The sequence below is a fragment of the Catellatospora vulcania genome, assembly GCF_009720385.1.
Lineage (GTDB): Bacteria > Actinomycetota > Actinomycetes > Mycobacteriales > Micromonosporaceae > Catellatospora > Catellatospora vulcania.
The window spans coordinates 142,673-166,962 of record NZ_WARX01000026.1 but is presented as its reverse complement, the minus strand read 5'-3'; the positions used below and the strand labels follow the sequence as shown (position 1 = coordinate 166,962).

20 protein-coding genes are annotated in these 24,290 nt (G+C 72.5%); 8 read left to right on the top strand and 12 right to left on the bottom strand.

The genetic code is table 11. The annotated features are described in order from the left end of the window. Positions 1-268 precede the first annotated feature (268 nt). Positions 269-1,210, bottom strand: a complete 942-nt coding sequence (locus F6W97_RS36300; RefSeq protein ID WP_196279481.1) for an alpha/beta hydrolase family protein — start codon at positions 1,208-1,210, stop codon at positions 269-271. A gap of 228 nt (positions 1,211-1,438) precedes the next feature. On the opposite strand from F6W97_RS36300, the gene F6W97_RS36295 reads away from it, so the two are divergent. The 3 genes from F6W97_RS36295 (at position 1,439) to F6W97_RS36285 (ending at position 2,757) form a co-directional block, all read left to right on the top strand. After that, positions 1,439-1,744: a hypothetical protein gene (locus F6W97_RS36295; RefSeq protein WP_155375098.1), complete on the top strand. Its 306-nt coding sequence runs from the start codon at positions 1,439-1,441 to the stop codon at positions 1,742-1,744. A 64-nt stretch (positions 1,745-1,808) separates the two neighbouring features. Next, on the top strand, positions 1,809-2,312 hold the full coding sequence (locus F6W97_RS36290) for a hypothetical protein (RefSeq protein ID WP_196279480.1): 504 nt from the start codon (positions 1,809-1,811) through the stop codon (positions 2,310-2,312). A 133-nt stretch (positions 2,313-2,445) separates the two neighbouring features. Beyond that, positions 2,446-2,757 (top strand): MafI family immunity protein, encoded by a 312-nt coding sequence (locus F6W97_RS36285; RefSeq protein WP_155375097.1) that lies wholly within the window; start codon positions 2,446-2,448, stop codon positions 2,755-2,757. Between the two features lie 18 nt (positions 2,758-2,775). Here F6W97_RS36285 and F6W97_RS36280 read toward each other — a convergent pair whose 3' ends face one another. Further along, a complete protein-coding gene (locus F6W97_RS36280; RefSeq protein WP_155375096.1) occupies positions 2,776-3,927 on the bottom strand; it encodes an aminoglycoside phosphotransferase in 1,152 nt (383 codons plus the stop codon). Between the two features lie 58 nt (positions 3,928-3,985). On the opposite strand from F6W97_RS36280, the gene F6W97_RS36275 reads away from it, so the two are divergent. Then, on the top strand, positions 3,986-4,426 hold the full coding sequence (locus F6W97_RS36275) for a MarR family winged helix-turn-helix transcriptional regulator (RefSeq protein ID WP_155375095.1): 441 nt from the start codon (positions 3,986-3,988) through the stop codon (positions 4,424-4,426). Positions 4,427-4,801: 375 nt separating this feature from the next. Then, complete coding sequence (locus F6W97_RS36270; protein ID WP_230687262.1) at positions 4,802-8,131, top strand: S8 family serine peptidase; 3,330 nt, start codon at positions 4,802-4,804, stop codon at positions 8,129-8,131. A 60-nt stretch (positions 8,132-8,191) separates the two neighbouring features. Here the strand turns inward: F6W97_RS36270 and F6W97_RS36265 are convergent, their stop codons facing one another. Continuing rightward, positions 8,192-8,797 carry an HAD family hydrolase gene (locus F6W97_RS36265; protein ID WP_155375094.1) on the bottom strand — a complete coding sequence of 202 codons (606 nt, stop codon included), beginning with the start codon at positions 8,795-8,797 and terminating at the stop codon, positions 8,192-8,194. A gap of 9 nt (positions 8,798-8,806) precedes the next feature. Continuing rightward, positions 8,807-9,766: a helix-turn-helix transcriptional regulator gene (locus tag F6W97_RS36260; RefSeq protein ID WP_155375093.1), complete on the bottom strand. Its 960-nt coding sequence runs from the start codon at positions 9,764-9,766 to the stop codon at positions 8,807-8,809. Between the two features lie 63 nt (positions 9,767-9,829). Between F6W97_RS36260 and F6W97_RS36255 the strand changes: the two genes are divergently transcribed. Next, positions 9,830-10,981, top strand: coding sequence for an epoxide hydrolase family protein (locus F6W97_RS36255; protein ID WP_155375092.1), 1,152 nt, complete (start codon positions 9,830-9,832; stop codon positions 10,979-10,981). A gap of 215 nt (positions 10,982-11,196) precedes the next feature. Here F6W97_RS36255 and F6W97_RS36250 read toward each other — a convergent pair whose 3' ends face one another. Beyond that, on the bottom strand, positions 11,197-11,553 hold the full coding sequence (locus tag F6W97_RS36250; RefSeq protein WP_155375091.1) for a VOC family protein: 357 nt from the start codon (positions 11,551-11,553) through the stop codon (positions 11,197-11,199). Between the two features lie 149 nt (positions 11,554-11,702). Further along, a complete protein-coding gene (locus F6W97_RS36245) occupies positions 11,703-13,052 on the bottom strand; it encodes an MFS transporter (RefSeq protein WP_155375090.1) in 1,350 nt (449 codons plus the stop codon). Between the two features lie 129 nt (positions 13,053-13,181). On the opposite strand from F6W97_RS36245, the gene F6W97_RS36240 reads away from it, so the two are divergent. Beyond that, complete coding sequence (locus tag F6W97_RS36240) at positions 13,182-15,995, top strand: ATP-binding protein (RefSeq protein WP_155375089.1); 2,814 nt, start codon at positions 13,182-13,184, stop codon at positions 15,993-15,995. A gap of 138 nt (positions 15,996-16,133) precedes the next feature. Here F6W97_RS36240 and F6W97_RS36235 read toward each other — a convergent pair whose 3' ends face one another. Both F6W97_RS36235 and F6W97_RS36230 read right to left on the bottom strand, forming a co-directional pair. After that, positions 16,134-16,733, bottom strand: a complete 600-nt coding sequence (locus F6W97_RS36235) for a HEAT repeat domain-containing protein (protein WP_155375088.1) — start codon at positions 16,731-16,733, stop codon at positions 16,134-16,136. A gap of 84 nt (positions 16,734-16,817) precedes the next feature. Continuing rightward, positions 16,818-17,906 (bottom strand): winged helix DNA-binding domain-containing protein, encoded by a 1,089-nt coding sequence (locus F6W97_RS36230; RefSeq protein WP_155375087.1) that lies wholly within the window; start codon positions 17,904-17,906, stop codon positions 16,818-16,820. A gap of 263 nt (positions 17,907-18,169) precedes the next feature. Between F6W97_RS36230 and F6W97_RS36225 the strand changes: the two genes are divergently transcribed. After that, positions 18,170-20,179 (top strand): RCC1 domain-containing protein, encoded by a 2,010-nt coding sequence (locus F6W97_RS36225; RefSeq protein WP_196279479.1) that lies wholly within the window; start codon positions 18,170-18,172, stop codon positions 20,177-20,179. Positions 20,180-20,253: 74 nt separating this feature from the next. Here the strand turns inward: F6W97_RS36225 and F6W97_RS36220 are convergent, their stop codons facing one another. From F6W97_RS36220 to F6W97_RS36205, 4 genes are all read right to left on the bottom strand, one after another. Then, positions 20,254-21,300 (bottom strand): VWA domain-containing protein, encoded by a 1,047-nt coding sequence (locus tag F6W97_RS36220; RefSeq protein ID WP_155375085.1) that lies wholly within the window; start codon positions 21,298-21,300, stop codon positions 20,254-20,256. Further along, positions 21,300-22,277: a VWA domain-containing protein gene (locus F6W97_RS36215; protein ID WP_155375084.1), complete on the bottom strand. Its 978-nt coding sequence runs from the start codon at positions 22,275-22,277 to the stop codon at positions 21,300-21,302. The genes F6W97_RS36220 and F6W97_RS36215 overlap by 1 nt, the downstream gene beginning before the upstream one ends. Further along, a complete protein-coding gene (locus F6W97_RS36210; protein ID WP_155375083.1) occupies positions 22,274-23,158 on the bottom strand; it encodes a DUF58 domain-containing protein in 885 nt (294 codons plus the stop codon). The genes F6W97_RS36215 and F6W97_RS36210 overlap by 4 nt, the downstream gene beginning before the upstream one ends. 66 nt (positions 23,159-23,224) lie before the next feature. Then, on the bottom strand, positions 23,225-24,265 hold the full coding sequence (locus F6W97_RS36205; protein WP_155375082.1) for an AAA family ATPase: 1,041 nt from the start codon (positions 24,263-24,265) through the stop codon (positions 23,225-23,227). Between the last annotated feature and the right edge of the window lie 25 nt (positions 24,266-24,290).

Genomic DNA, 24,290 nt, shown 5'->3' with positions numbered 1-24,290 from the left:
CCCCGGGCGGTGGGCGGATCCCGCAGCGGGCGACTGCGAGAGCGCTCTCCAAGTCCGGGTCGGGTCAGGGCTGTCACCGACGCGACCGGGATGCAAGGGCTACATCGGGGTGGCGCAGGCTTCCGGGTGATTGAGAGAGCGCTCTCACGATACGATGCGCGCAAATATCCGGTCAATAGACGGTGAACGATGACGCGGCGAGCCGGGCCGCACGCGTGCGCGGCCCGGCTCGCAACGGCGGGGCGGCGGGTGTTCGCCCGCCCGGCGATCAGTGCACGAACTGCGTGGTCACGTTCGCGTCGACGGCGTCGCCGAAGCCGTAGACCCAGGCCTGGCCGACCGGGTCGCCCAGCTGCGCGCGCAGCCAGTAGGCGCTCCACCGGGCCGCGGTCTCCACGCTCTGCGCCTGGGTGAGGGTCTGCGGGGACAGGTCGGGCCGCGCGCCCGCAGGGTTCTGCGCGTCGGTGATGCCGTAGTGGTTGGCGCCGAGCACGCTCGCATACAGCTTCGGCGGCGAGGTGACCACCTGGTAGGTGGCGTATCCGTTGGTCGGGCTGCCGATGCCGTCGGCGCTGCCCTGGATGAGGGCGACCGGCACCGCGTTGGCCACCGGCGGGGTGGCGCCGGTGCCCGGCTGGGTGTTGTTGGTCCCGTACAGCGCGACTGCCTTGAGCTGCGGCGGGGCGGGCGACGGCACGGTGCAGAACGGCGGCGTGCACAGCCCGGTGGTCAGGTTGAGCGCCGCAGCCCCGCCGAACGAGTGCCCGAGCAGCAGCAGCCGGCTCGGGTCGAGCGCGCCGAGCAGCGGCGAGCCGGTGCGGGCGTTCTCCGCCTGGGCCCACGTCACGGTCCAGCCGGCCTGCGCGCCGGTGGCGTACAGGCCGGGTTGGCCGAACAGGACCTGGAAGTGATTGGGCACGACGACCGCGAAGCCGTACGAGGCGACCTTGGCGGCGTAACCGGAGTACTGGGCCTTGTCCACGTTGGCGCCCTGCAGCAGCAGCACCACCGGCCACGGGTCGTGGGGCGAGCCGGTGACCGGGTGGTAGACGTCGGCGGCGTCGCCGTTGACGGTGCTCGCGTACACGGCGACCGAGGAGTAGGCGGCGTTGGCGGGTGCGGGGGCGGCCAGTGCCGCGGTCACGGCGGCGAGGGTGGCGGCGATCGCGGCGAGGGCGGTGCGCCGTAAACGGTGGGTCGATGTCCTCAAGACGATGCTCCCGTTTCTGTAGGCGAAACAGTGTTTCGTATAGAGAGACATATTGGAGACTCTCGCGACGTACGTCAATGCGCTGCGGCTTGACCCGCCCCGCGTGATCGATGCGCAAACCGACGCAAAGGTGGAGCAGTGCTCGCCGACCGGCCTGCCGCACCTGCATCATCGAGACAGGCACACCGACCGTTTCCACAGGTGGACCGGGCTGAGAGGGGCGCCATCATGGGCATCGACGAAAAATTCGCCAATCTGTCGCGCCGGTTCGTGGCGCGCACCGTGCACACCGTCGGACGCCTGGCCGGCAACCCCCGCTGGGAGATGGCCGGACACCTGCTCGGGGCCCGTGCCGACGACGACGCGGCACGGGAGAAGGGCAAGGACGACCTCAAGGCGCTTGAGGCGGTCAGCCGCTTCACCGCCGAACGCCCCGGCCTGCTCGACACGCAGCGGCTCGCGCCGGTCGCCGCGTCGAACGCCGCACCGGTTCGATGGCCCGTTCCCGCCCGTCGCCGTCCGCCGCAGACATAGCATGACCTGCGACAGTGCGTGAACGGATCGCTGCGGCATGCCGCGGTGCGAGGTCGGGGGAGCCATGACGACGGCCATCATGAACACGCTCACCGAGGACGAGATGATGCTGGTCCGCGACACCGAGCGCGACCAGCTCGCCGGTCTCGACGAGGACGGTCTGCTCGAACTGCACGACCGCATCCGGCGGGCGCGCAACAAGTACGTCAAGCTCTACCGCCGCCAGTCCGGCCTGCGGGTCACCGAGTCCGGCGGCCGCGGCAAGGCCAACCCCAAGGGCACCCGCGACCGTCAGAAGGCAGAAGTCTTCGAGGACGCGCTCGCCCGGGTGAGCCGGGCCGTCGCCGTCGCCGCGAAAGCCAGCGCGCAGCAGCTCAAAGCCGAACGGCTGCAGATGGCCAAGGACAGCCGCAACACCGACCCGCCGCGTCCCTCGCGCCCGCCCGCGAAGGCGCGGCCGGGCCGCCAAGCGGTCGACCGCTCACCGGACTCGCCGGGGCTTCGCAAACGGCAGGCCTCGTCCCGAGCGGCCGGAGCCCGCCGCCAGGGTGGCCGCGACGCCCGCTGACGCGTCCCCTTCCGCGTTGAACATGAACTTATGGCACGGCTCGACGGTGTCGCCGCCTCGGCAACACGGCAACCTGGCACTCGACCAGCTGCCGCGTCATGTGTCGGGACGTTGTCCGTGAAATGCTCAGGTTATGTATTGGACTGAAGATCGGCTGCGGTTCAAGCGGCTGGTCGAAGGGCTCTCGGGGCGTGCGGATGTCGACGCCGAGGCGGCGATGGGTGCGCCGTTAGATGCGCGGTTGGCGGACGCGGTGGTTGACGTGCTGGCGGGCGAGGAGCAACTCGCTCTGGATACCGTCTGTGTGAATCTGTCTGATTACGATGTGCAGCTGACGCGTGAGGAGTACGCGATAATCGCGGGCCTCGCCGCGCGTTGGGCTGTCGACAGTCGCGTGCTCGACGGACTCGGCAGGCTTGTGGTCCGCGATGAGCCGCCCATTTGACCGCACAGTGGTATGTGGTCAAGCTTGCATGACCGGCAGGGGACAGGACCTGGGCGGGATGGCGGTCGATCGGACCAGGTCGAAACCCAGGTCGGCGATGAAGCGGGTCAAGGCGGCACGCTGCTGCCACAGGGTGGCGAGCTGTTCGGTATGCGGGGAGTCGAGCGTCTCGTACGGCAGCGAGGTGAGGGCCGCGCGGGCGACGAGACCGCCGACGTAACCGCAGGTCACCGCGTCAGGGTCGGGATCGACGCCGTAGGCGCGCATGCCCTCGACGTAGGCGGGCACCAGGATGTCATGGATGGCCGGTAGGGCCGCCGCCTCCACGTGTCCGGCGTGGGCGAGGCCGACGAGCAATTGGCCCAGGTCGAAGCCGATCGCGAGCGGGCACTGGAACGCCACGTCGATCGCGACGAAGGTATCCGGCTCGCCGCGCGGCACCAGCAGGTTCTGCGGGCTGGCGTCGCCGTGCGCCAGCGTCTGGGGCAGCGTGTCGAGCCGGTCCAGGATCGCGGGCACGGCCTCGGCGATCCTGCGCAGGTCGTCGCGCAGTTCCGCGTCGACGGCGGATACGACCAGCGGGTGGGCCCACAGGCGGTCGTCTTCGAGGGCGGGTGCCGCGCCGCGCATGACGCGGCTGCCGACGAGCAAACGCAGTGCCCAGCCCGGCTCGCCGGCGGCGGCGAGGATGTCCGGGGTGCTGCGGCGCGCGGCCAGCCCGCCGAGCGCGACGGCGGCGCGGCGGTAGTGGTCGAGCGTCCAGTCGCGGTCGGCGATGGCGTCGACGTCCTCCATCCACAGCAGCAGCCGTTCGGTGTCCAGCTCGGTGATCCGGTACAGGACGGGGACCCGCAGCCCGTCCGGCAGGTGTGCGGCGAACGGCTCCTCCCACATCGCCAGCTCCTGCCGCCACGGCAGGGTCCTGCACAACTCGTCGCGGAACACCTCCGGCACCAGGTGCAGTAATGGCCAGTGCCGCGGGTTCTGCACCAGCTTGACGAAGACGCTCCACGTGCGGCCTTCGCTGTCCCCGCGTACGCGGGCCAGGCCGCCGGTGGCGGGGGAGCCGGACTGGTAGGCGATCGGCTCGACGTGCCAGGCGCCGGGCCCGGCGTCCGGGCCGAGCACCAGCTCGGCGACCTCGGCCACTTCCGTTGCGGACAGTTCCATCACCGGCTCCGAGATAGTAAGGCTACCTGACGACCTGGTGAGATAGTAAGGTAGCCTGATGAGTTCGGTCAACGGTGGTAACTCGCACGTGTTCGACCTGCTAGGACAGGCCCTCGCCGTAGCCCGGCGCGGCATGGAGGCCGAGGTCGCCACCGAACCGCACCACCTGCGCGGCTCCCACCTGCGGCTGCTGTCGATGACCCCGGCCGAGGGCTTGCGCCCCACCGACCTCGCCGCCCGTGTCGGCATGACCAAGCAGTCCCTCGGCGAGTTCGTCGCCACCATGCAGCAGGCCGGCTTCCTGCACGTCGACCCGGACCCGGCGGACCGGCGCGCCCGCATCGTGCGCCCCACCGCCAAAGGGCTGCGCCTGCAGGCCCGCATCCTGGAGATCCTCGCCGAGACCGAGCGCCGCTGGCGCGACGAGGTCGGCGCGCGCGAGTGGGCGGCCTTCCACCGCGTGCTGCGGCACATCGCCGCGGGAAACGCCGCGGGCTGAGACGCGGTGACCCGATGAATGGGCGAAGAAGGAATGTCCGGAAATAGCCGGAGGCGGGCTCGCGCCGATTCCGGCGGTTGAGTCCACACATCCAAATACACCACCGGAATCGCCGCCCGCGTCGCACCCCGCGTGATCGCGTGATCCGCCGCCGTGTGGGCCTGCGCCGACGTCACCGGTTCGGTTCTTCGCGCGCATCGTTTGGATCCTGTTCGGACACTGTTTGACGGCGTTCTGACCGTTGAGACCCTGGTGCCGGAATGCCTTCTTGTGCAACGATCCCTTCGCATTCCCCCTAGCGGCGCTCTCCTGTTCCGGACCGCTCTGCGGCTCCGCGCGCCGCCACTCCGCTCATGCCCTCAGAAAGGTTTCCGGATGAGATCACCCAGGTGGCTACGAGCCGCATTCGTGGGGGTCCTCGTCGTGCCGCTGGCCGGTGCGACGTGGACCACTCCCGGAATGGCGGCTCCGCAGCCCTCGCCCTTCAAGGCGAACAAGGTGACGGCGACTTCGCACATCACGGCGGACAAGACCCCCAGCAGCCGGCTCGCGCAGACCGACCCGTCGCTGCTCGGCCGCACCGACACCGCGCTGTTGCCGGTGCTGGTCAAGCTCGACGTCGATGCCGTGGCGACCTACGCCGGCGGCATCGACGGCTACGCCGCGACCAGCCCGCGCGTAACCGGCAAGAAGCTGTCCGGCAACGCCGCGGAGAAGCGCTACGAGGGCTACCTCGCCCAGCGTGAGGACGCGTTCGTCAAGGCCCTCGGCAATGTCAAGGGCGCCAAGGCCGGGCAGCGCCTGCGCACCGTCTACGGCGGCGTCGCGGCGGTCGTGCCCGCCAACAAGATCGCCGACGTGCTGAAGATCCCGGGCGTGTCCGCGGTGCAGAAGGACGAGCTGCGCCAGACGCTCACCGACGCCAGCGCCCCGTTCATCGGTGCGACCTCGCTCTACCCGGGCCTGGGTGGCACCGCCAACGCCGGCAAGGGCGTCATCATCGGTGTCATCGACACCGGCGCATGGCCGGAGCACCCGTCCTTCGCCGACCAGGGCAACCTGGGCGCTCCGCCGGCCAAGGCCGACGGCACGCCGCGCGAGTGCGACTTCGGCGACAACCCGCTGACCCCGGCCGCGGACGTGTTCGTCTGCAACCACAAGCTCATCGGCGGCGGCAAGTTCCTCGACACCTACGACGCGCAGACCGGTGACGACGTCTACCACTCGGCGCGTGACAGCGGCGGCCACGGCACCCACACCGCGTCCACCTCGGCGGGCAACAAGCTCACCTCGGCGACGGTGTTCGGCGTCGAGCGCGGCCCGCTGAACGGTGTCGCGCCGGGCGCGTGGCTGTCGGTCTACAAGGCCCTCGGCCCGCAGGGCGGCTACAGCTCCGACCTGGCCGCCGCGGCCCAGCAGGCGATCCTCGACGGCGTGTCGGTGATCAACTACTCGATCTCGGGCGGCAGCAACCCGTTCACCGACGCGGTGGAGCTCACGTTCCTCGACGCGTACGCGGCCGGCGTGTTCGTGTCGGCCTCGGCCGGCAACTCCGGCCCGGGTTCGGCGACCACCGACCACGTGTCCCCGTGGGTCACCACCGTCGCGGCGTCGACCCAGACCCGTGAGTTCGTCTCCACGCTGACCCTCAAGTCGGGTGCGGACACCCTCGTGCTGACCGGCGCGTCGATCACCGCCGGCGTCGGCGAGCTGCCCGTGGTGCTCGCGTCGTCGTACGGCGACGCGCTGTGCCAGAGCGCGGCCCCGGCCTCGGTCGCCGGCAAGATCGTGGCCTGCCAGCGCGGCGTCAACGCCCGCGTGGAGAAGGGCTTCAACGTCAAGGCCGGCGGCGCGGCAGGCATGATCCTGTTCAACGCCACCCTCGCCGACATCGAGACCGACAACCACTACCTGCCGACGGTGCACCTGGCCGACGGCACGCAGTTCAACGCGTTCGTGACGGCGCACCCCGCCGGCATCACCGCGTCCTTCACCGCCGGGCAGAAGCACAACGGCCAGGGCGACGTGATGGCGGCGTTCTCCTCGCGCGGTCCGGGCGGGCTGGGCATCAAGCCCGACATCACCGCCCCGGGTGTGCAGATCCTGGCCGGTAACACGCCCACCCCGGACGCCGTCGACGGCGGCCCGGCGGGCGAGTACTTCCAGGCGATCGCCGGCACGTCCATGTCCGCCCCGCACATCGCGGGCGCGGCCGTGCTGCTCAAGGCAGCCCACCCGACGTGGACGCCCGGCCAGATCAAGTCCGCCATGATGACCACGGCCAAGACCTCGGTCGTCAAGGAGGACACGGTCACCCCGGCCGACCCGTTCGACACCGGTTCGGGCCGTCTCGACCTGACGAAGGCGTCCAACCCGGGCATCACCTTCGACGAGACCGCCGAGCGGATGTTCGCCCTCGGCAACGACCCGATCGCGGCCGTGCACCTGAACCTGCCGTCGATCAACGTGCCGACCCTGCCGGGCCGGCTGTCCACGTTCCGCACCGCGACCAACGTGAGCACCAAGGCGCAGACGTACAACGTCACCACGTCCTCCCCGGCGGGTAGCAAGATCACCGTGGCGCCGGCGACGTTCACGCTGAACCCGGGCAAGTCCAAGGCGCTGAAGATCACGATCGAGTCGAGCGCGCCCACCGGGCAGTACTTCGGCCAGATCAACCTGGACGCGACCCGGGCCGGCATGCCGACCCTGCACCTGCCGGTGGCGTTCGTGCCGCAGCAGGGCAACGTCAGCCTGACCAGCACCTGCGCCGCGGGCACCATCCCGCTGTCGGGCAACACCACCTGCACGGTGACCGCGACGAACAACACGTTCGCCGACGCCGACGCCGACCTCAAGACGGTGCTCAACGGCAAGCTCAAGGCCACCGGCGTGACCGGTGCCACCCTGAACACGCCGTGGCTGGTCACCAAGAACGACGTCACGCTGACCGGCGCCAAGCCGGGTGTGCCGTCGATCGAGCCCGGTGCGGGCCCGGCCGGCTACCTCCCACTGGCGGCGTTCGGCATCACGCCGGACCCGCTCGGTGACGAGTCGGTCGTCAACTACAACGTGCCGCCGTACGTGTACAACGGCATCACGTACACCTCGATCGGTGTCCTCTCCAACGGCTACGCGGTCGTCGGCGGCGCCACCAGCGAGGACAACAACTGCTGCGCCCTGACCCAGATCCCGGACACGGCCCGCCCGAACAACGTGCTGGCCCCGTTCTGGAGCGACCTCGACGGCACCAACGACGAGGGCATCCGGGTGGCGACGCTGACCGACGGCGTCAGCACCTGGCTGGTGCTGGAGTGGCAGGTGGACGTGTGGGGCACCAACTCCAACCGCCACTTCCAGATCTGGATCGGCGTCAACGGCACGCAGGACATCTCGTTCGCGTACGACTCGGCCGCGCTGCCCGCCGACCCGGGCGGTCAGGCGTACATCGTGGGCGCGGAGAGCGCGGACGGCACCGGTGGCGAGCAGCTGCCCGTCGGCACCCTGCCGACCGCCGACCTGGTCGTCACCAGCACCGACCCGGCTCCGGGCGGCTCGGTGTCCTACACGATCGACGTCCGCGGCATCCAGGCCGGTAACGGCGCTCTCACCACTGAGATGATCGCCTCCACCGTGCCCGGTGTCACCGTGGTCAGCTCCGCGGTGATCGTGCAACGCCCCGGCACCGCCGGTCAGCAGCCCTGACCGGAGTGAACTGAAGCCGGGGTGCGCGAACCTGCGCACCCCGGCTTTTCCATGTGCCGGTCAGGCCGGCGCGCTCCCGCGCTGCCAGGGCGGCGGCACGCGTACGCAGGCCATGCCCGCCGCGGTCGCCGCGGCCACGCCCAGCTCGGTGTCCTCGAACACCACGCAGTGCTCCGGCGCGACCCCGAGCCCCGCCGCGGCCAGCAGGAACGCCTCCGGATCGGGCTTGGCCCGGGTGTAGTCCTCCGCGCACACCATCAGGTCGAACCGGTCGAGCAGGCCCAGCATGGTCAGCGACGCGCTGACCGACGCGCGGGCGCCGCCGGACACGACCGCGAACGGCACCCGGCCGTGCGCGTCCTCGATGTGCGCCAGCACCTCGGGCACCGCGGTCAGCTGCGGCAGCAGTTGCCGGTACAGGCCCTCGCGGCGCTCGTCGACCTCGCTGACCGTCATCGCCAGGCCGCGCGTGGCGTTCAGGTCGGCGATGATGTCGGGCACCGTCCGGCCGCCCCACGCGTAGAACAGGTCCTCGGGGAAGTCGCAGCCCCACTCGCCGACCGCCTGCGACCAGGCGCGGTAGTGCAACGGCATCGAGTCGGCGACGGTGCCGTCGCAGTCGAACAGGTAGGCCCGGAACTCCCCGGGCGGCAGCGGCAGCCTCACCGCAGCAGGCTACCCGTGCGCCGCGCGGGCCGCCCGCCCGCTTATCTCGCGCAGGTAGGCGACCAGCTCCGGCGGCTCGTGCACCTCGAACTCGCAGCCGAGCATCAGCAGCCGCCAGGCCAGCCACTCCAGCGGCTCGGTGTGGCCGGTCAACCGGCAACTCGTCGCGTCGATCGGCACCAGGTCGGCGGGGGAGTCGCCGATCCGTCCCGCGACCTGCGCCAGGGGCGCGTGCAAGGTCGCCACCGCCTGGTACACGGGCGCGAGCTCGCTGAGCTTGCCGGTCACGTACGCGGCGGCGTCGGCGGCAGGCAGCGCCCGCGCCGGGGTGCGCTGCCCGGTCGGGCGCACCGCGCTGATCCGGTCCACCCGGAAGATGCGCCAGTCGGCGCGGTCGACGTCGTAGGCGACCAGATACCACCGGCGGCCCGCGGACACCAGCTTGTGCGGCTCGGCGAGCCGCTCGCTGCCCGTGCCGTCGCGCCGCCGGTAGCCGAACCGCAGCCGTTCCCGGTTGCCGACGGCGGCGGCCAGCGCGGTCAGCTGTTCCGGGTCGACCGTCGGGCCGCTCCAGCCTGTCATCGGCTCGGTGGCGCGGCCGAGCACGCCGACCCGGTGGCGCAGCCGCGACGGCAGCACCTGCTCCAGCTTCGCCAGGGCACGGATCGAGGACTCGTCGATCCCGGTGACCGCGTGCACGGCCGCGGTGCGCAGGCCGACGGTGATCGCGACCGCCTCCTCGTCGTCGAGCAGCAGCGGCGGCATGGCCTTGCCCGCGACCAGGCGGTAGCCGCCTACCGCGCCCATCGTCGCCTGCACCGGGTAGCCGAGGTCGCGCAGCCGGTCCACGTCGCGCCGGATGGTGCGCACGCTGACCTCCAGCCGGGCGGCGAGTTCGCTGCCGGGCCACTCCCGGGGGGTCTGCAGCAACGACAGCAGGTTCAGCAGCCGGGCCGGTGTGTCGGACATGGATGCCATCCTGCCGGTCATGTGTGACAGAAACTGACCTACATGGGTCATAGCGTGGCCGGCATGACGCCATTTCGGATCGACATCCCCCAAGCCGACCTCGACGACCTGCGCGACCGGCTGGCCCGGACCCGCTGGCCCCGGCAGACGCCCGGCGACGGCTGGAGCCGCGGCGTGCCCGTGGACTACCTGCGGGAGCTGGCCGAATACTGGGCGGGCGGCTACGACTGGCGCGTGCACGAAGCGCGGTTGAACGAGTTCCCCCAGTTCGTCACCGAGATCGACGGCCTGGACGTGCACCTGCTGCACGTGCGCTCGCCGGAGCCGGACGCGCTGCCGCTGATCCTGACGCACGGCTGGCCGAACTCGGTCGTCGAGTTCACCGACCTGATCGGGCCGCTGACCGACCCGCGCGCCCACGGCGCGGACCCCGGGCAGGCTTTCCACGTGGTGGTGCCGTCCGTGCCCGGGTTCGGGTTCTCGCAGGCCCCGCCGCAGACCGGTTTCACCGTCGCCCGGGTGGCCCGGATGTGGGCCGAACTGATGCGCCGCCTCGGCTACGACCGCTACGGCGCCCAGGGCGGCGACCTCGGCGCGTACGTCGCCCCCGAGGTGGCGAAGGTCGCGCCCGAACACGTGGTCGGTGTGCACATCGACGGCGGGTTCGGGTTCCCGACCGCGGCCGACGTGCCGGGGATGAACGAGGCCGAACGCGCCGAGTGGGCGCAGATGCAGCAGTGGATGAGCGGCGGCGTGGACCATCACGCGCTGCTGCGGGCCGCGCCGCAGACCTTCGCGTACGCCTGGCACGACTCCCCGGCCGGGCTGCTGGCCTGGATGATGCAGAAGTTCAAGGAGTTCGCCTTCATGGCCGATACCCCGGACCAGGTCATCAGTCGCGACCAGCTGCTCACCAACGTGAGCCTGTACTGGTTCACCGGCACATCGGGCTCGTCGTCGTGGCCGATGTACGACCTGCTGACGTTGGCCGACGACGGCGGGTTCGCCTGGCCGAAGGGGCAGCGTGCGGTGCCGTCAGGCGTGTACGGCGGAGGTTCGGCGCTGATGCGGCGGCTGGCGGAACGCGACAACACCATCGTGCACTGGCCCGAGGGCAACCCGGGCAACCACTTCGTGGCGATGGAGCAGCCCTCGGCGCACGCGGCCGACATCCGCGCCTTCTTCGCCAAGGTGCGCGTGCCGCTGGGCCGTTAGGTACCGCGCAGGGACGGAGCCAGGGCGGCCCGGATCGGCCGGGCCGCCCTGTCGGCGATCTCACTGTCGTGCTCGGCGTACACCGGGGTCAGCGAAGGTGCTGGACATCCAGCGGTGGAACTGCCGGATCCACTTGTTGCGGTTCATGGGCAAGTCTCCTCCGTGGACGGGCCGGGCCGGCGGACCGCCGCCTCTTGGGAGGGACGTCGGCCGGGTCAGCTGTCCTGGAGCAGGCCCAGCAGGTTGCCGTCGAGGTCGGTGACGGTGGCCACCAGCCGGCCGCCGCCGACGTCGTGCGCGGCCTGCTGCACGGTCGCGCCCGCGGCGGTCAGCTCGGCGAGCTTCGCCGCGATGTCCGGCACGTGCCAGTACGTTACCGGCGAGGTCAGGCCCTGCGGTCCGCCGGCGGGGATCAGGCCGATCTGCTGGCCCGCGGCCTCGAAGCCGACGTAGTACGACGAGTCGGTCTGCGGCTGCACGCCGAGCAGGGCGGCGTACACGGCCTTCGCCGCCGCGAGGTCGGACACGGGGTGCAGCACGGTCTTGACGCCATGGGTGGAAGAGCCGGTCATGATCACTCCTGAGGTTGTCGGGTCGCCTCGACCCGGTTGGGTGTTCCTTCGTGACGAGCGGGAACTGCTGACAGCTTTTCGCCTGCGAGGGTCGGCCCACATCCGTGGCGACCACGGAACCGACCACGGATCGGCGGTCCGCCGAACGCCTACGGCAGGTGTGGCGAGGCCGGCGCCGCAGCGGCGGTGACCAGGCGGCCGTCCCGCGCCACGGCCCTGCCAGGGGCCCGCGAGGCTGCTGTGGCGGTGTCCGACGAGCGCCGGGTGAGGCGCAGCACTGCCGCGACGCCGACGCCCAGCGCGATGGTGAGCAGCGCGGAGATCAGCAGCGTGGGCCGGCCGCCGACCGCGGTGACGACCGGACCGCCCACCAGCGTGCCCAGCCCGGTGGCGGGGGTGGTCAGCGCCGACCGGGCGGCGAGCACCCGGCTGAGCAGGTGCGGTGGGGCGCCACGCTGGAACAGCGCCGTGGAGATGGCGGTGAACGGGCCGTAGATCACCCCTCCGGCCGCGAATCCGACCAGCCCGGGGGCGACGGCGTCGGTCAGCCCCAGGGGCAGCAGGGCGGCTCCCCAGCCGACGATGATGACGACCACCACCGGCCAGGGTGCGCGGTGGCGCAGCAGCACCGCGCCGAGCGCGCCGACCGTCGCCCCGATCCCGAAGACGGTCCAGTACAGACCCAGCAGGCCGGGTGAGCCGTGCAGACCTTGGGCGACGTGCACCGGCAGGGCGACCTCGACCGGGCCGTACAGGAAGAAGAACGCGCAGGTGACCAGAAGCAGCCCGAGCAGTCGCGGGTTGCCGAGGATGGCGCGCCAGCCGCCGGTCGCCGGAGTCTCCGGCGCGTCCGCCCCGGTGGCGGCCGTGGCGGCCTGCCGCGCGGCGAGCGCCCAGGCGGCGACCGCCAGGACGGCGAAGCTCGCCGCGTCGACCCCGATCACCCAGCCCGGCCCGGCCAGCGCGGTCAGGCCGCCGGCCAGCGCCGGGCCGACCACGAACGCCGACTGCGCGAACGTCGACAGCAGCGCGTTGCCGGTGACCTGGTCCTCCTCCGGAAGCAGTTCCGCCACCAGGGTGTACACCCCGGCGCTGCCCCAGGCGTGCAGCAGCGACGAGACCGCCAGCAGCCCGACATAGACGACCGGGTCCAGCTGCCCGGTGACCGCCAGGATCGCGACCGCGGCCAGCGTGACGGCGCGTGCCGTGGCGTCCGCCGCGACCAGTTGCGCGGCGCGCAGCCGGCGCATCAGCGGGGCGAGCAGGGCCGCGCCGAGCGGGGCGGGCAGCGCGTACGCCGCGACCGCCAGCCCGGTCCACACCCCGGCCTGCCCGGCCGGTGCGATCTGCACCGCCAGCCACGCCACCGCGACCATGCTCATGCCGTCGCCGAGGGCCGAGACCAGCTGTGCGGGCAGCAGCCAGCGCAGTGCCGGGTGCCTGCCCAGCCGGCTGAGAGATCCGATCCAGGTCCGCGCGCCGTCCCGCAGTTGCTCCATGTCGTGCTCCGTTTCCGCCGTCCGATGTGCCTGCGATGAGCCTCGCCGCGCGGCGTCGCGACGGCATCGGTGCCGACCACGGAAAGCACCGCGGAACCCGACCACGGAGCGGTACGCGAGAATGCGTTCATGACGGGGACGACGGTGGACATCTCGGTTCGCGAAGCCGAGGTGCTGGCGCTGCTGGGGGAGCATCTCAGCAACGCCGAGATCGGCGCGCGGCTGTACATCTCGGTGCGCACCGTGGAGAGCCACGTCTCCTCGCTGCTGCGCAAGCTGGAGGTGCCGGACCGGCGGGCGCTGGCCAAACGCGCGTCCGAGACGGCCGGCGCCGACCGGACACACCCGGCCCCGGTCCTGCCGACGCCGCTGACCTCGTTCGTGGGCCGGTCGCAGGAACGGGCTGAGCTGGCCGAGATGATCAAAACGCACCGGCAGGTGTCCGCGGTCGGTCCGGGCGGAGTGGGCAAGACCCGGCTCGCGCTGACGGTGGCCGCCGACGTGGCCGGCGAGTTCGCCGACGGCGTCTGGTTCGTCGACCTGGTCCCCGTCACCGATCAGGGTCCGGCCGCGGTCGCCGGTGCTGTCGCGGGCGCGCTCGGCCTCGGTGAGCAGCCCGGCCGCGGCATGGACGAGTCGGTGTCGGCCGCCCTGGCCGACCGGCACGCCCTGCTGGTGCTGGACAACTGCGAACACGTCCGCGACGGGGTGGCCCCGTTCCTGGAACGGCTGCTCGCCACCTGCCCCCGGCTGACCGTGCTGACCACCAGCCGCGCCCGGCTGATGGTGCCGTTCGAACGGGTGTATCCGGTCGAGCCGCTGTCGCTGGCCGGCGACGGCGAATCCGACGCCGTCGCGCTGTTCCTGGACCGGGTCACGGAGCTGCGCTGGCCGCCCGACGCGGTGATGCGCGAGCACATCGCCACGGTCTGCGAGCGGCTCGACGGCGTGGCGCTGGCGATCGAGCTGGCCGCCGCCCGGTGGCCGACGCTCGGGCTGGACGGCCTCACCGCCGGCCTGTCCGACCAGCTGCGGCTGCTGTCCGGCGGCTCCCGCGCCGACGACCGGCACCGCTCGGTGCGGGCCGCGCTCGACTGGAGCCACGCCCTGCTGGAGCCCGCAGACCGGGCGCTGCTGCGCCACGTGTCGGTGTTCGTGTCCCCGTTCACCGCCGACGCGGCGGCGGAGGTGGCCGGTTCCGCGCCGGGCGTCGTCGCCGACGGGCTGTCCCGCCTGGCCGAGCAGAGCCTGCTGGCGGTGCAGGCTTCACCGGGCCGGACCGAGTACCGCGCCCTGGAGACGATCCGCCAGTACGGGACCGAGCAGCTCACCGAGACCGGCGAACTGGCCGACACTCGCACCCGGCACCTGACCTGGTGCCTGGCCAGGGCCGCGGACCTGGCAGTCGTGGAGGCGGACTGGCGCGCCCGGTTCGATGTGGTCGCCGACGACCTGCGGGCCGCCCTGGCCTGGGCAGCCGACCAGCCCGAGCAGCGGGCACCGGCATACCGGCTGGCCAGGAGCCTCGGGGAACTGACCTTCACCCGCACCTTCGTCGGCGAGTCCCAGCTGCGATTCGAGCAGGCGGCCGCGCTCGCCGACGACCCGGCCGCCGCCGCGGCGATGCTGCGGCAGGCCGCGGCCGTGGCCGGCTGCCGTATGCGCGGCGACGACATGTACCGCCTGCACCAGGCCGCCGCCGACGCGGCCCGCCGCGCGGGAGACTCCGCCGGGGCCGCCGTCGACCTGGCTACCGCCGCCACCAACGCGCACCGGTTCTGGAGCAAGTTCGAACACCTGCCGACCCGCGACGAGACGATCGTGCTCGTAGACCAGGCACGGGAGCTGGCCGGCGACGACCCGGCCGCCCAGGCCGCGGTGGCGCTGGCCGAAGCGGGGGTGATCACCGACGCGTACGGCGCAGCCCAGGGCCCCGCCGACAACGACGTCCCGACGACCAACGCGTACGCCGAACGGGCCGTCGAACTCGCCGACCGCACCGGCGACCCGCTGGCCCGCTCCGCCGCCCTCGACGCGCTCACCGGGGCCAGGAGCTGGGCCGGTGACACCTTCGGGTCCGCCGCCACCGCCCGGCGCAGGATCAACCTGCTCACGTCCGCGCCGGACAGCCCGGCCCGGACCCATGAGCTGATCGACGCGCTCGGCATGGCCACCGAAGCCGGCCTGGGTGCGGGGGATCTGACCGACACCCGCCGGTGGGCCCGCCGGCTCGCCGACCACCCGCTGCTGGCCGAGGTCGGTCACCGCGCCACCAGCTGGCTGCTCGTCGCCGACGCGCTCGCGGGCGACGCCGAAGAGGTGCGCAACGTCAGCGGCCGGTTCCTCGAAGCGTGGCAGCGCGCCGGCAGCCCCGCCCGCTCCGTCCTCGGCCCGGCCGTGGCCGCCGTCGCGATGACCCACGGCCTGCGCGGCGACCACGACGCCCGCGACGAGTGGGACGCGATCATGGAGCAGCTCGGCGCCCCGCCGGAGCACACGTACGGCTACGGGGCCGTGTTCGACGCGATCGGCATGCTCCACACCGGACGAGCCCGGCAGGCCCTGGACCGGATGGCACCCGAGCCCGCCGACGTGTGGAAGTGGGTCACCTGGATCTGGCTGCACTGGTACGTGGCGCTGCGCGCCGAGGCCGCCACGCTCGCGGGCCGCCCTGACGCCGCGGACCGGCTGGCCGAAGCGCGGACCGTGGTGGCCGGCAACCCCGTCGCCGAGGCGATCGTGGAGCGGGCGCAGGCCCTGCTCGACGGCGACCGCGAACGGCTGCTCGCCACCGCGGCCGCGTTCGACGCCGCCGGGTGCCGCTACCAGTCGGCGCGGACCCTGGTGCTGGCCGGAGGCGACGACGCCGCCAGCGGCGCGGCCGCCGTCGCCGCACTGGGCTTCGCGCCGATGGCTCCCGCTCCACGCCTGCCACACCGCTGACGCGAACGGTTTCCGGACTCGGCCTGAGCGACAGCCGGGCTCAACCGGCGATGCGGCTCTCGGGCGGCCGGCCTGTTCCTGGCGTTCCTGGCCGACCGACACGCGATCCTGACCGGCCCGGGCTGAACCCGGCCGGCCTCACCACGGGTGGAGCGGTATAGGACTGCCTTCACGCAGGTAGGACAACGCCCACCGCGCCTCCTGCCGCAGGAGTGGGGTGAGGCGTGGCTCTTCCAGGAATGCCTCGTACAAGGTCGTGCCTCGGCGGGGATCCGCGTCGGCGACGCACCGGATCGCCGCACTGCGTACCACGAGATCCTCATCGGCGAGGGCCTGCTCGACCGCATCCCGGCTCGCCGGGCCGGCGTGCTTGGCCAAAGCCTTGACGGCGTTGACGCGGTGCAGGAAGTCCTTGTGCCGAGCCTGCTCGCAGAGGATGTGCGTGGCGCGCGGGTCGTCGATGTCGCCGAGGATCACGATCTCCGTGGTGCCGACGCGGCTCGGCAGCCGCGCGAGGAACTCCTCGGGCGCGACCGAGGCGGCGATGTGCAGGGCGGCCGACCAGCCGTCGACCAGTTCCCGGCCGGTGGCCTTGGTGACCAGGTTCGCCCCGGCCCTGCCGTAGTAGAGGTCGAAGACACGTTTCGCTCCGCTGGGCCCGGCAGCGATCAGGGCTTCGTCGGCCCCGGGCGCCCAGTCGAGAACCTTGGCGATCACGGCATCGAGACCATCGTGCATGGGCCCATGATGCCATTGATCTTGTCGACCGCATGGTGGGCGCCACCGCCACGGCAACCCGCGACCGGCTGGTCGGCGTGACCGTCAGGCGAACTCGACGCCGGTGAGTTCGGCCCCGCGGTACGCGGCGAGCTGTTCGGCCTGCTCGGTGACGGCCTTGCGGACCCGGGCCGGCATCGTGCCCCACGGCTCCACGGCGACCGTGAACTTCTTGCCCGACTTGCGCGGACGCCAGACGCCGACCAGTTCCCCACCGGACAGCACCGCCCCCGGCCGGCCCAGCGTCGGCCACAACTGCTTGGCGCGAGCCTCGTCGGCGACCAGCGTCGAGCGGTCCTTGGCCTGCAGGAACAGGTCGTACGGGCCGATCAGCCGGGTCACCTCAGGGCTGGCCGAGGTCAGCGCCTGCTCGTCGGCGGCCAGCAGCCAGCGCCTCCCGCCGTCGACATCGACCTCGACGACGTCGGACGGCCAGCGCGCCTGCACGTCCTTGACCGGTGCGTCCAGGTAGTCGGCGACGTGTTTCGGGGTGGCCGGGCCGAGCAGCCGCAGGTAGGCCCGTATGACGTCGAACTGCTCGCCTGGTGCGGCGGCCTTGCGGAACCCCGCGATGCGCCGCAGGACCGGGGGAGAGGTGCCGGGCTGCAGTTCCAGGCCCGCGCGCAGCGCGGCCAGGCGGAACGGCATCTCGTACAGGTGGACCGTGTCGCAGGGGCGGCAGAAGCGCAGGTACGGCTCGGGCAGGGCCTTCGCCAGGGCTCCGGACACGTCGCCTTTGACCGTCGGGCGGTGCACGATCTTCCGCATTTCTGCGGCCACCTCGTCGAGGGCGGCCAGGTTGGCGATGCCGGCGGCTTTGAGCGGCTTGGACGCGTCGTAGATGCGCTTGCCGGCGTCGGCGTCGGAGAACGGCTCGATCGCCGCCGCGATCCGGCCCACGTCGGCCCGCCGGTAGAGGTGCGGCGCGCCACGGACCGTCCACAGCACGATCGTGTCCTCATCGGACAGCGCGGCGGCGTCGACGCCGCGGACGGCCAGCGCCCAGGCGGCCCCGTCGGGGCCGGTGTCCTGCACACCGAGGTCGAGCACGGCGGTGTCGGCGAGCTTGCCCGCAGCCCGGTCGAGCTGCTGGGCACGTGCCCGGAAGTTCAGCACCTGCTTCCGACCGATCATGGATCCAGCGTATCCGCGCCGCCCGACAACCCACCGGATCGCCCGCCCCGGCCTGGCGAAACGCCGTCCCGCAAGCGACCGTGACGTCTTCCGGCTTCGCCGGATCGGGCAGTCCGACCGGACGGCACGGTGGCGTCACCGGTCGGAATCACGACCGGAATATGGCTGAACCGGCCCTGCCGCGAAGGTTCGCGCACACGTTAGGTTCGCGCAGACCACTGTGGCAGGAGTCGCGAATGCGCGTGTCGATGAAACATCTTGGCGTGGTACTGGCGACCCTGCTGGTGGTGGTGGCGACACCGGCCGTCACCGCGGCCGCCGACCCCACGTACACCGCCTGGACCTGGGGTGGCAACGGGTTGGGCCAGCTCGGCAACGGCACCACCACGGCCCGCCGCACCCCCGGCGCCGTGCCCGGACTGACCGACATCGTGCAGATCGCGGGCGGACGCGACCACGTCGTCGCGCTCGACGCGGGCGGTCGCGTGTGGACCTGGGGCGGCAACGCCTTCGGGCAGCTCGGCATCGGCAACACGAGCACCCGGCTGTCCCCGACGATGGTGCCCGGCCTGACCGGCATCGTCGAGGTGGCCTCCGGCCACGACCACTCGCTGGCGCGCACCGCCTCCGGCTCGGTGTACACGTGGGGCCTGAACACCACCGGGCAGATCGGCGACGGCTCGGTCACCAACCGCCTCTCACCGGTCGCCGTCACCGGCCTGACCGACGCGGTGTCGCTGGCCGCCGGGCGCGACATGAGCTACGCGATCCGGGCCAACGGCTGGGCGTACGGCTGGGGCCAGAACAGCAACGGGGAGCTGGGCGACGGCACCACCACCCGGCGCACCTCACCGGTCCGGGTCGGCACGCTGACCAATGTGGAGAAGCTCGCGGGCGGGCGCGACCACGGCCTGGCCCGGCTGGCCGACGGCTCGCTGTGGGCGTGGGGCTGGAACGCCTACGGCCAGGTCGGCGACGGTACGCTCACCAACCGGACCACGCCGGTGCAGCTGTTCGCCTCCGGCATCGCCGACGTGATCGCCGGCGCGCACCACTCCTACGCGCTGCGCACCGACGGCCAGGTGCTGTCCTGGGGCCGCAACTACCGCAACGAGCTGGGCGACGGCACCAGCACCAACCGCACCCGGCCGGTGTCGGTGACCGGGGTCGCCTCCGCGGTGTCGATCGCGTCCGGCCGCGACCACGGCCTCGCCGCGATGGCCGACGGCTCGGTGAGGACCTGGGGCTACAACGCCGACGGGCAGCTCGGTGACGGGACCACGACGAGCCGGCCCACCGCGATCACGGTGCCGGGGATCTCCGGCGTGACCGTGGCCGGGGGCGGCGGCCAGGCGTACTCCGTCGTGCTCGTCCCCAACGGCGGCACCCCGCCTGCGAACCAGGACCCCGTCGCGGCGTTCAGCTTCTCGTGCACCCTGCTCGCGTGCACGTTCGACGCGTCCGCCTCCGACGACCCGGACGGCGACGTCACCGGGTACGCGTGGACGTTCGGCGACGGCGACACCGCCGGCGGGCCGAACCCGGCGCACACGTACACCGCCCCGGGCAGCTACCCGGTGACCCTGACCGTCACCGACGACGAGGGCGCCACCGACGCGCTCACCCGGACCGTCACCGTCACCTCCGCGCCCAGCGGCGGCACGGTCGCGTACCGGGCCGCCACGGGCGTCGACGCGAACGTGATCCGGCCCGCCGTGACCGTGCCCGCAGCCGTGCAGCCGGGCGACACGCTGCTGCTGTTCGTGTCCGCCAACCGCGGCGCGACGGCCACCACCCCGGCCGGATGGACGCTGGCGAGCACCAAGACCGACGGCACCGACATGGTTTCGTGGCTGTTCACCCGCACCGCGGTCGCCGGCACGGCGGGCTCTTCGGTGACCACCACGTTCGACGCGATCACCAAGGCCAGCCTCGTGGTCATGGCGTACTCCGGCGCGGGCCCGGTCACCGCCGCCGCGTTCGAGGACACCGCCACCAAGACCACCCACCCGACGGCCGCGGCCACCGTGCCCGCGTCCGGCTCGACCGTGGTGAGCTACTGGGTCCAGAAGGTCAGCGCCACCGCGACCTGGTCGGTGCCCGGCACGGTCACCGCCCGGACCACGACCACCGGCAGCGGCGGCGGCTTCCTCGTGGCGGCCGCGGCCGACACCGGCGGCGTGGCGGCGGGCCCGTGGCCCGCGGTGACGGCGACGAGCACGGTCGCCTCGGCCCGCGCCATCGGCTGGAGCGTGGTCCTCCCACCGGTGTGATCGAGAGCATGCCGGCGGTCGATCAGCCCTCGCACCGGAGCTTGTCGACCGCCGGCATCTGGGCCCGGAGTCGCCTAGGAGCGGTTCCAGCGCAGCGACAACCCGACGCCCGTGCCCGCCAGCAGCGCTCCGGCGAGCACGAACCAGACGGTCATCTCGACGTCCTCCTTCTGCACGACCATCGTGCTGGGCAGGTCCGTGAGCACGTCGACGAGTTGCTTGGCGTCCTGGGCCCGGAAGTACTCCCCGCCGGTCAGCTCGGCGACCTCGCCGAGAGTGTCCTCGTCGATCAGCTGCGCGCGCCGTCCCCCGCCGCCCCCACCACCGCGCCACTCGGGCCGCGCGCCCGAGCCCGGCGCCATCTGGTCGGCGCTGCAGATCAGCGGCGCGGGATCGGTGGTGCCGAACCCGATGGTGTAGACCCGCAGCCCACGCGCCTTGGCCTCCTGCGCGGCGGTGACCGGGTCGACGCCCTGGGTGTTCGCGCCGTCGGTCAGCACCACGATCGTGTCCGCGATGTACGTGCCGGAGCCGGGGGAGTCCGGCGCACCGAGTTCCACCCCGGTCGGCGGGACCGCCGGGTTGATCTCGGCGATCGCGTCGATGGAGGTCAGGATCGCCTGCCCGATGGCGGTGCCGCGGGAGGTGCGCAGATTGTCGATCGCGTCGAGCAGCGCCTGCTTGTCGTCGGTCGGCTCGACCAGCAGGCCGGAGATGCCGGAGAAGGCGACCAGCCCGATGCGGGTCCCGTCGTCCTGGGCCAGCACGAACTCCCGCGCCGCGTCCTTGGCCGCGGCCAGCCGGTTCGGCGGCACGTCGGTGGAGCACATCGACTGCGACACGTCCATCGCCAGCAGGATCGCCGTGGAGTCCTGCGGCACCGCCAGCGACGCCTGCGGCCGGGCCATGGCCGTGCCGAGCGCGAGCAGGCCCAGCCCGAACAGGGCCGCGGGGATGCGCCGCTGCCAGCGCGAACGGCCCGGCAGCGCGGCGCGGATCAGCGCGATGCTGGACACCCGCACGGCCACCTTGCGGCGGCGGCGGTTCAGCCACCACCGCACCAGCAGCAGCAGCGGGACCACGATCAGGGCGGCCAGCGCCCACGGCCAGGCCAGCGACATCAGACGATCCTTCCGTACCAGCGGATCATCAGCAGTCCGCCGATTGTCAGCAGCAGCAGCGCGGAGCCCGCGAACAGCGCGGTGAGCTCGATGTGCTCGGGCTCGGTGGTGATGCGCAGGTCGATGGACTCACCGATGTCGTCGAGGGCGGCCGCGTCGCGCGCCGGGTGGTAACCGCCGCCGGTGATCGCGGCCAGCTCGGTCAGCAGCTGCTCGTCGAGCGCGGTGGCGACCTGGAAGCCCTCGACCTCGACGGTGGCGCCCTCGGGGGTGCCGATGCCGACGGTCTCGATGCGCACCCCGGCCGCGGCGGCCATCGCGGCGGCCGCCTGTGCCTGCTCGGGACTCTCGGTCTCCTGCCCGTCGGAGAACACGATGATCGTCGCCGAACCCCAGTAGCCCAGGTCGGGCGGGGAGGCGTCCTCCTGTTCGGGCAGCGCGACCGGCTCGCCGACGATCGCCGACAGCGCGGTCAGGATCGCCTGCCGCAGCGACGTGCTGCCGCTGGTCGACAGGCGGGTGATGGCGTTCTTGACCGCACCCCGGTCGGGGGTCGGGGTCTGCGTGAGCAGGCCCCCCTGGCCGAAGATGACGACCCCGATGTCCACCGTGGACGGCTGCGCGTCGACGAAGCCCGTCGCGGCGGCCTGGGCGGCGGCGAGCCGGGACGGTTCCACATCGGTGGCCGCCATGCTGTTGGACACGTCGAACACCAGCATGACCGTGCCCGACACCCGGGGCACGGGCAGCTCGGCCGACGGGCGGGCCAGGCCGGTCAGCAGCATCGGCAGCGCCGCCAGGAACAGCACGTACGGCAGGTGCCGCCGGACCGCGCCACGGCCGCCCGCCGCGGTCAGGCCGAGCCCCGCGCCGCGCAGCGCGGCGGTGCGCCGCCGCTGCAGCCGCAGGTACGCCAGCACGGCGGCACCGGTGCCCACCACGGCCAGGGCGATGAAGAACGGATACTGCACGGTCATCGGGATCTCCGCCTCGTCCGGCGCACCATGCCGACCAGGGCGTCGACGAGGTCGGTGTCGGTGGTCACGCGATGGGCCACCACCCCGGCCCGGTTCATCGTCTCCGCCAGCCCGCTCTCCCGCGCCTGCACCTCGGCTTCGAACCGGCGGCGCAGCAGCGGGTCGCCGCTGTCGACGAGCAACTGCTCGCCGGTCTCGGCGTCCTCGACGAAGATCATGCCCAGGTCGGGCAGGTCGAGTTCGGCAGGATCGACGATGCGTACGGCGACGACCTCGTGCCGGTGGGACAGCAGCGCCAGCGACCGCTCCCAGCCCGGGTCGCCGATGAAGTCCGACAGCACCAGCACCAGGCTGCGCCGCCGTGCGGTGGCCGCGGCCAGCCGCAGCATCGCCGACAGGTCCGTGACGGTCCCCGCGTCGGTGGCCGGCGCGGGCACGCCGAGTTCATGGGTCAGCCGCAGCACCTGGTCACGGCCGGTGCGCGGCGGGATCACCCGCTGGTGACGGTTGTCGAACAGGATCGCCCCGACCCGGTTGCCGCGGTACGTCAGCAGCCGGGCCAGGCTCACCGCCAGCTCGTTGAGCATCGTGTCCTTGCCGTGGCGGCCGCCGCCGCGCATCGACGCGGACCGGTCCAGCACCAGCCACGCCGTGAGGTCGCGCTCCTCGGTGTACTGGCGCACGAACGGCTCGTCCATCCGCGCGGTGACGTTCCAGTCGATGTGCCGTACGTCGTCCTCGGGCGTGTAGGCGCGCACGTCGCTGAAGTCGAGCCCGGCGCCGCGCCACACCGTGCGGTGCCCGCCCTGCAGCCGCCCGTCGAGGCGGCGCAGCACCTGCCACTCCAGGCGGCGCAGCAACCGGTCAGAGGCAGCGGTCATGCCTTCTCCTCGCTGCGTTCGTCGGCGGCATGCATGCCGGGCCACCTGATCCGCTCGCTCATGACGTCAGCGGCCCTGCATGGCGAGCTCCGGCACGGGCAGCGACGTCATGATCCGGTCCAGCACCGCGTCCGCGCTCACCTCGTCGGCCAGCGCCTCGTACGACATCACCAGCCGGTGGCGCAGCACGTCCAGGGCCAGGTCGGTGATGTCCTGGGGCAACGCGTAGTCCCGTCCCCGCAGGAACGCCAGCGCCCGTCCGGCCAGCACCAGGTTGATCGACGCGCGCGGGCTCGCGCCGTAGGTGACGTAGCGGGCCAGCTGCTGCTGGCCGACCAGCGCCGGATCACGGGTCGCCGCGGTGAGCCGGACCGCGTACTCGATCAGCGACGGGTCGACGTACACCCGGTCGGCCTGCTCCTGCAGTGCGATCAGCTGCGCCGGGTCGATGATGCGCTGGATCGCCGCACCGGGGCTGACCGCCCGCTCGACGATCACGAACTCCTCGGTGGCGCTGGGGTAGTCCACCAGGACCTTCATCATGAACCGGTCCACCTGCGCCTCGGGCAGCGGATAGGTGCCGTCGGACTCGATCGGGTTCTGCGTGGCCAGCACCAGGAACGGCTCCGGCACGCGGTGCGTCTCCCGGCCGATGGTCACCTGGTGCTCCTGCATCACCTCCAGCAGCGCGCTCTGCACCTTCGCTGGCGCGCGGTTGATCTCGTCGGCGAGCAGCAGGTTCGTGAACACCGGCCCGAGCGACACCTGGAACTCGCCGCTGTGCTGGTGGTAGGTGCGGGTGCCGGTGATGTCCGCCGGAACCAGGTCCGGCGTGAACTGCACCCGGTGGAACTGCCCGCCGACGGCCTCCGCGAGGGACTTGACGGCCAGCGTCTTGGCCAGGCCCGGCACACCCTCGACGAGGATGTGCCCGCGCGCCAGCAGCGCGACCATCAGGCGCTCCAGCAGCAGATCCTGCCCGACGATGACCTTCTTGACCTCGTAGAGCACCTGCTCCACGGTGCTCTGGCCGGCGGCCGGCGACGGCCCGCCCGCCAGGGGACGCGAGGGCTGGCGGTGGCCGTTGCCGGATGCGGGTGTGTTCATGGGTCCGTCCTCATCGGATCGAGTG

Excerpts from the sequence above, each read along its gene's own strand:
- F6W97_RS36240 (WP_155375089.1), top strand. The coding sequence starts at position 13,182 with ATGACGGGGACGACGGTGGACATCTCGGTTCGCGAAGCCGAGGTGCTG.
- F6W97_RS36250 (WP_155375091.1), bottom strand. The coding sequence starts at position 11,553 with ATGACCGGCTCTTCCACCCATGGCGTCAAGACCGTGCTGCACCCCGTG.
- F6W97_RS36245 (WP_155375090.1), bottom strand. The coding sequence starts at position 13,052 with ATGGAGCAACTGCGGGACGGCGCGCGGACCTGGATCGGATCTCTCAGC.
- F6W97_RS36210 (WP_155375083.1), bottom strand. The coding sequence starts at position 23,158 with ATGACCGCTGCCTCTGACCGGTTGCTGCGCCGCCTGGAGTGGCAGGTG.
- F6W97_RS36220 (WP_155375085.1), bottom strand. The coding sequence starts at position 21,300 with ATGTCGCTGGCCTGGCCGTGGGCGCTGGCCGCCCTGATCGTGGTCCCG.
- F6W97_RS36205 (WP_155375082.1), bottom strand. The coding sequence starts at position 24,265 with ATGAACACACCCGCATCCGGCAACGGCCACCGCCAGCCCTCGCGTCCC.
- F6W97_RS36290 (WP_196279480.1), top strand. The coding sequence starts at position 1,809 with ATGACGACGGCCATCATGAACACGCTCACCGAGGACGAGATGATGCTG.
- F6W97_RS36275 (WP_155375095.1), top strand. The coding sequence starts at position 3,986 with ATGAGTTCGGTCAACGGTGGTAACTCGCACGTGTTCGACCTGCTAGGA.
- F6W97_RS36270 (WP_230687262.1), top strand. The coding sequence starts at position 4,802 with ATGAGATCACCCAGGTGGCTACGAGCCGCATTCGTGGGGGTCCTCGTC.
- F6W97_RS36255 (WP_155375092.1), top strand. The coding sequence starts at position 9,830 with ATGACGCCATTTCGGATCGACATCCCCCAAGCCGACCTCGACGACCTG.
- F6W97_RS36235 (WP_155375088.1), bottom strand. The coding sequence starts at position 16,733 with ATGCACGATGGTCTCGATGCCGTGATCGCCAAGGTTCTCGACTGGGCG.
- F6W97_RS36295 (WP_155375098.1), top strand. The coding sequence starts at position 1,439 with ATGGGCATCGACGAAAAATTCGCCAATCTGTCGCGCCGGTTCGTGGCG.
- F6W97_RS36280 (WP_155375096.1), bottom strand. The coding sequence starts at position 3,927 with ATGGAACTGTCCGCAACGGAAGTGGCCGAGGTCGCCGAGCTGGTGCTC.
- F6W97_RS36230 (WP_155375087.1), bottom strand. The coding sequence starts at position 17,906 with ATGATCGGTCGGAAGCAGGTGCTGAACTTCCGGGCACGTGCCCAGCAG.
- F6W97_RS36260 (WP_155375093.1), bottom strand. The coding sequence starts at position 9,766 with ATGTCCGACACACCGGCCCGGCTGCTGAACCTGCTGTCGTTGCTGCAG.
- F6W97_RS36285 (WP_155375097.1), top strand. The coding sequence starts at position 2,446 with ATGTATTGGACTGAAGATCGGCTGCGGTTCAAGCGGCTGGTCGAAGGG.
- F6W97_RS36215 (WP_155375084.1), bottom strand. The coding sequence starts at position 22,277 with ATGACCGTGCAGTATCCGTTCTTCATCGCCCTGGCCGTGGTGGGCACC.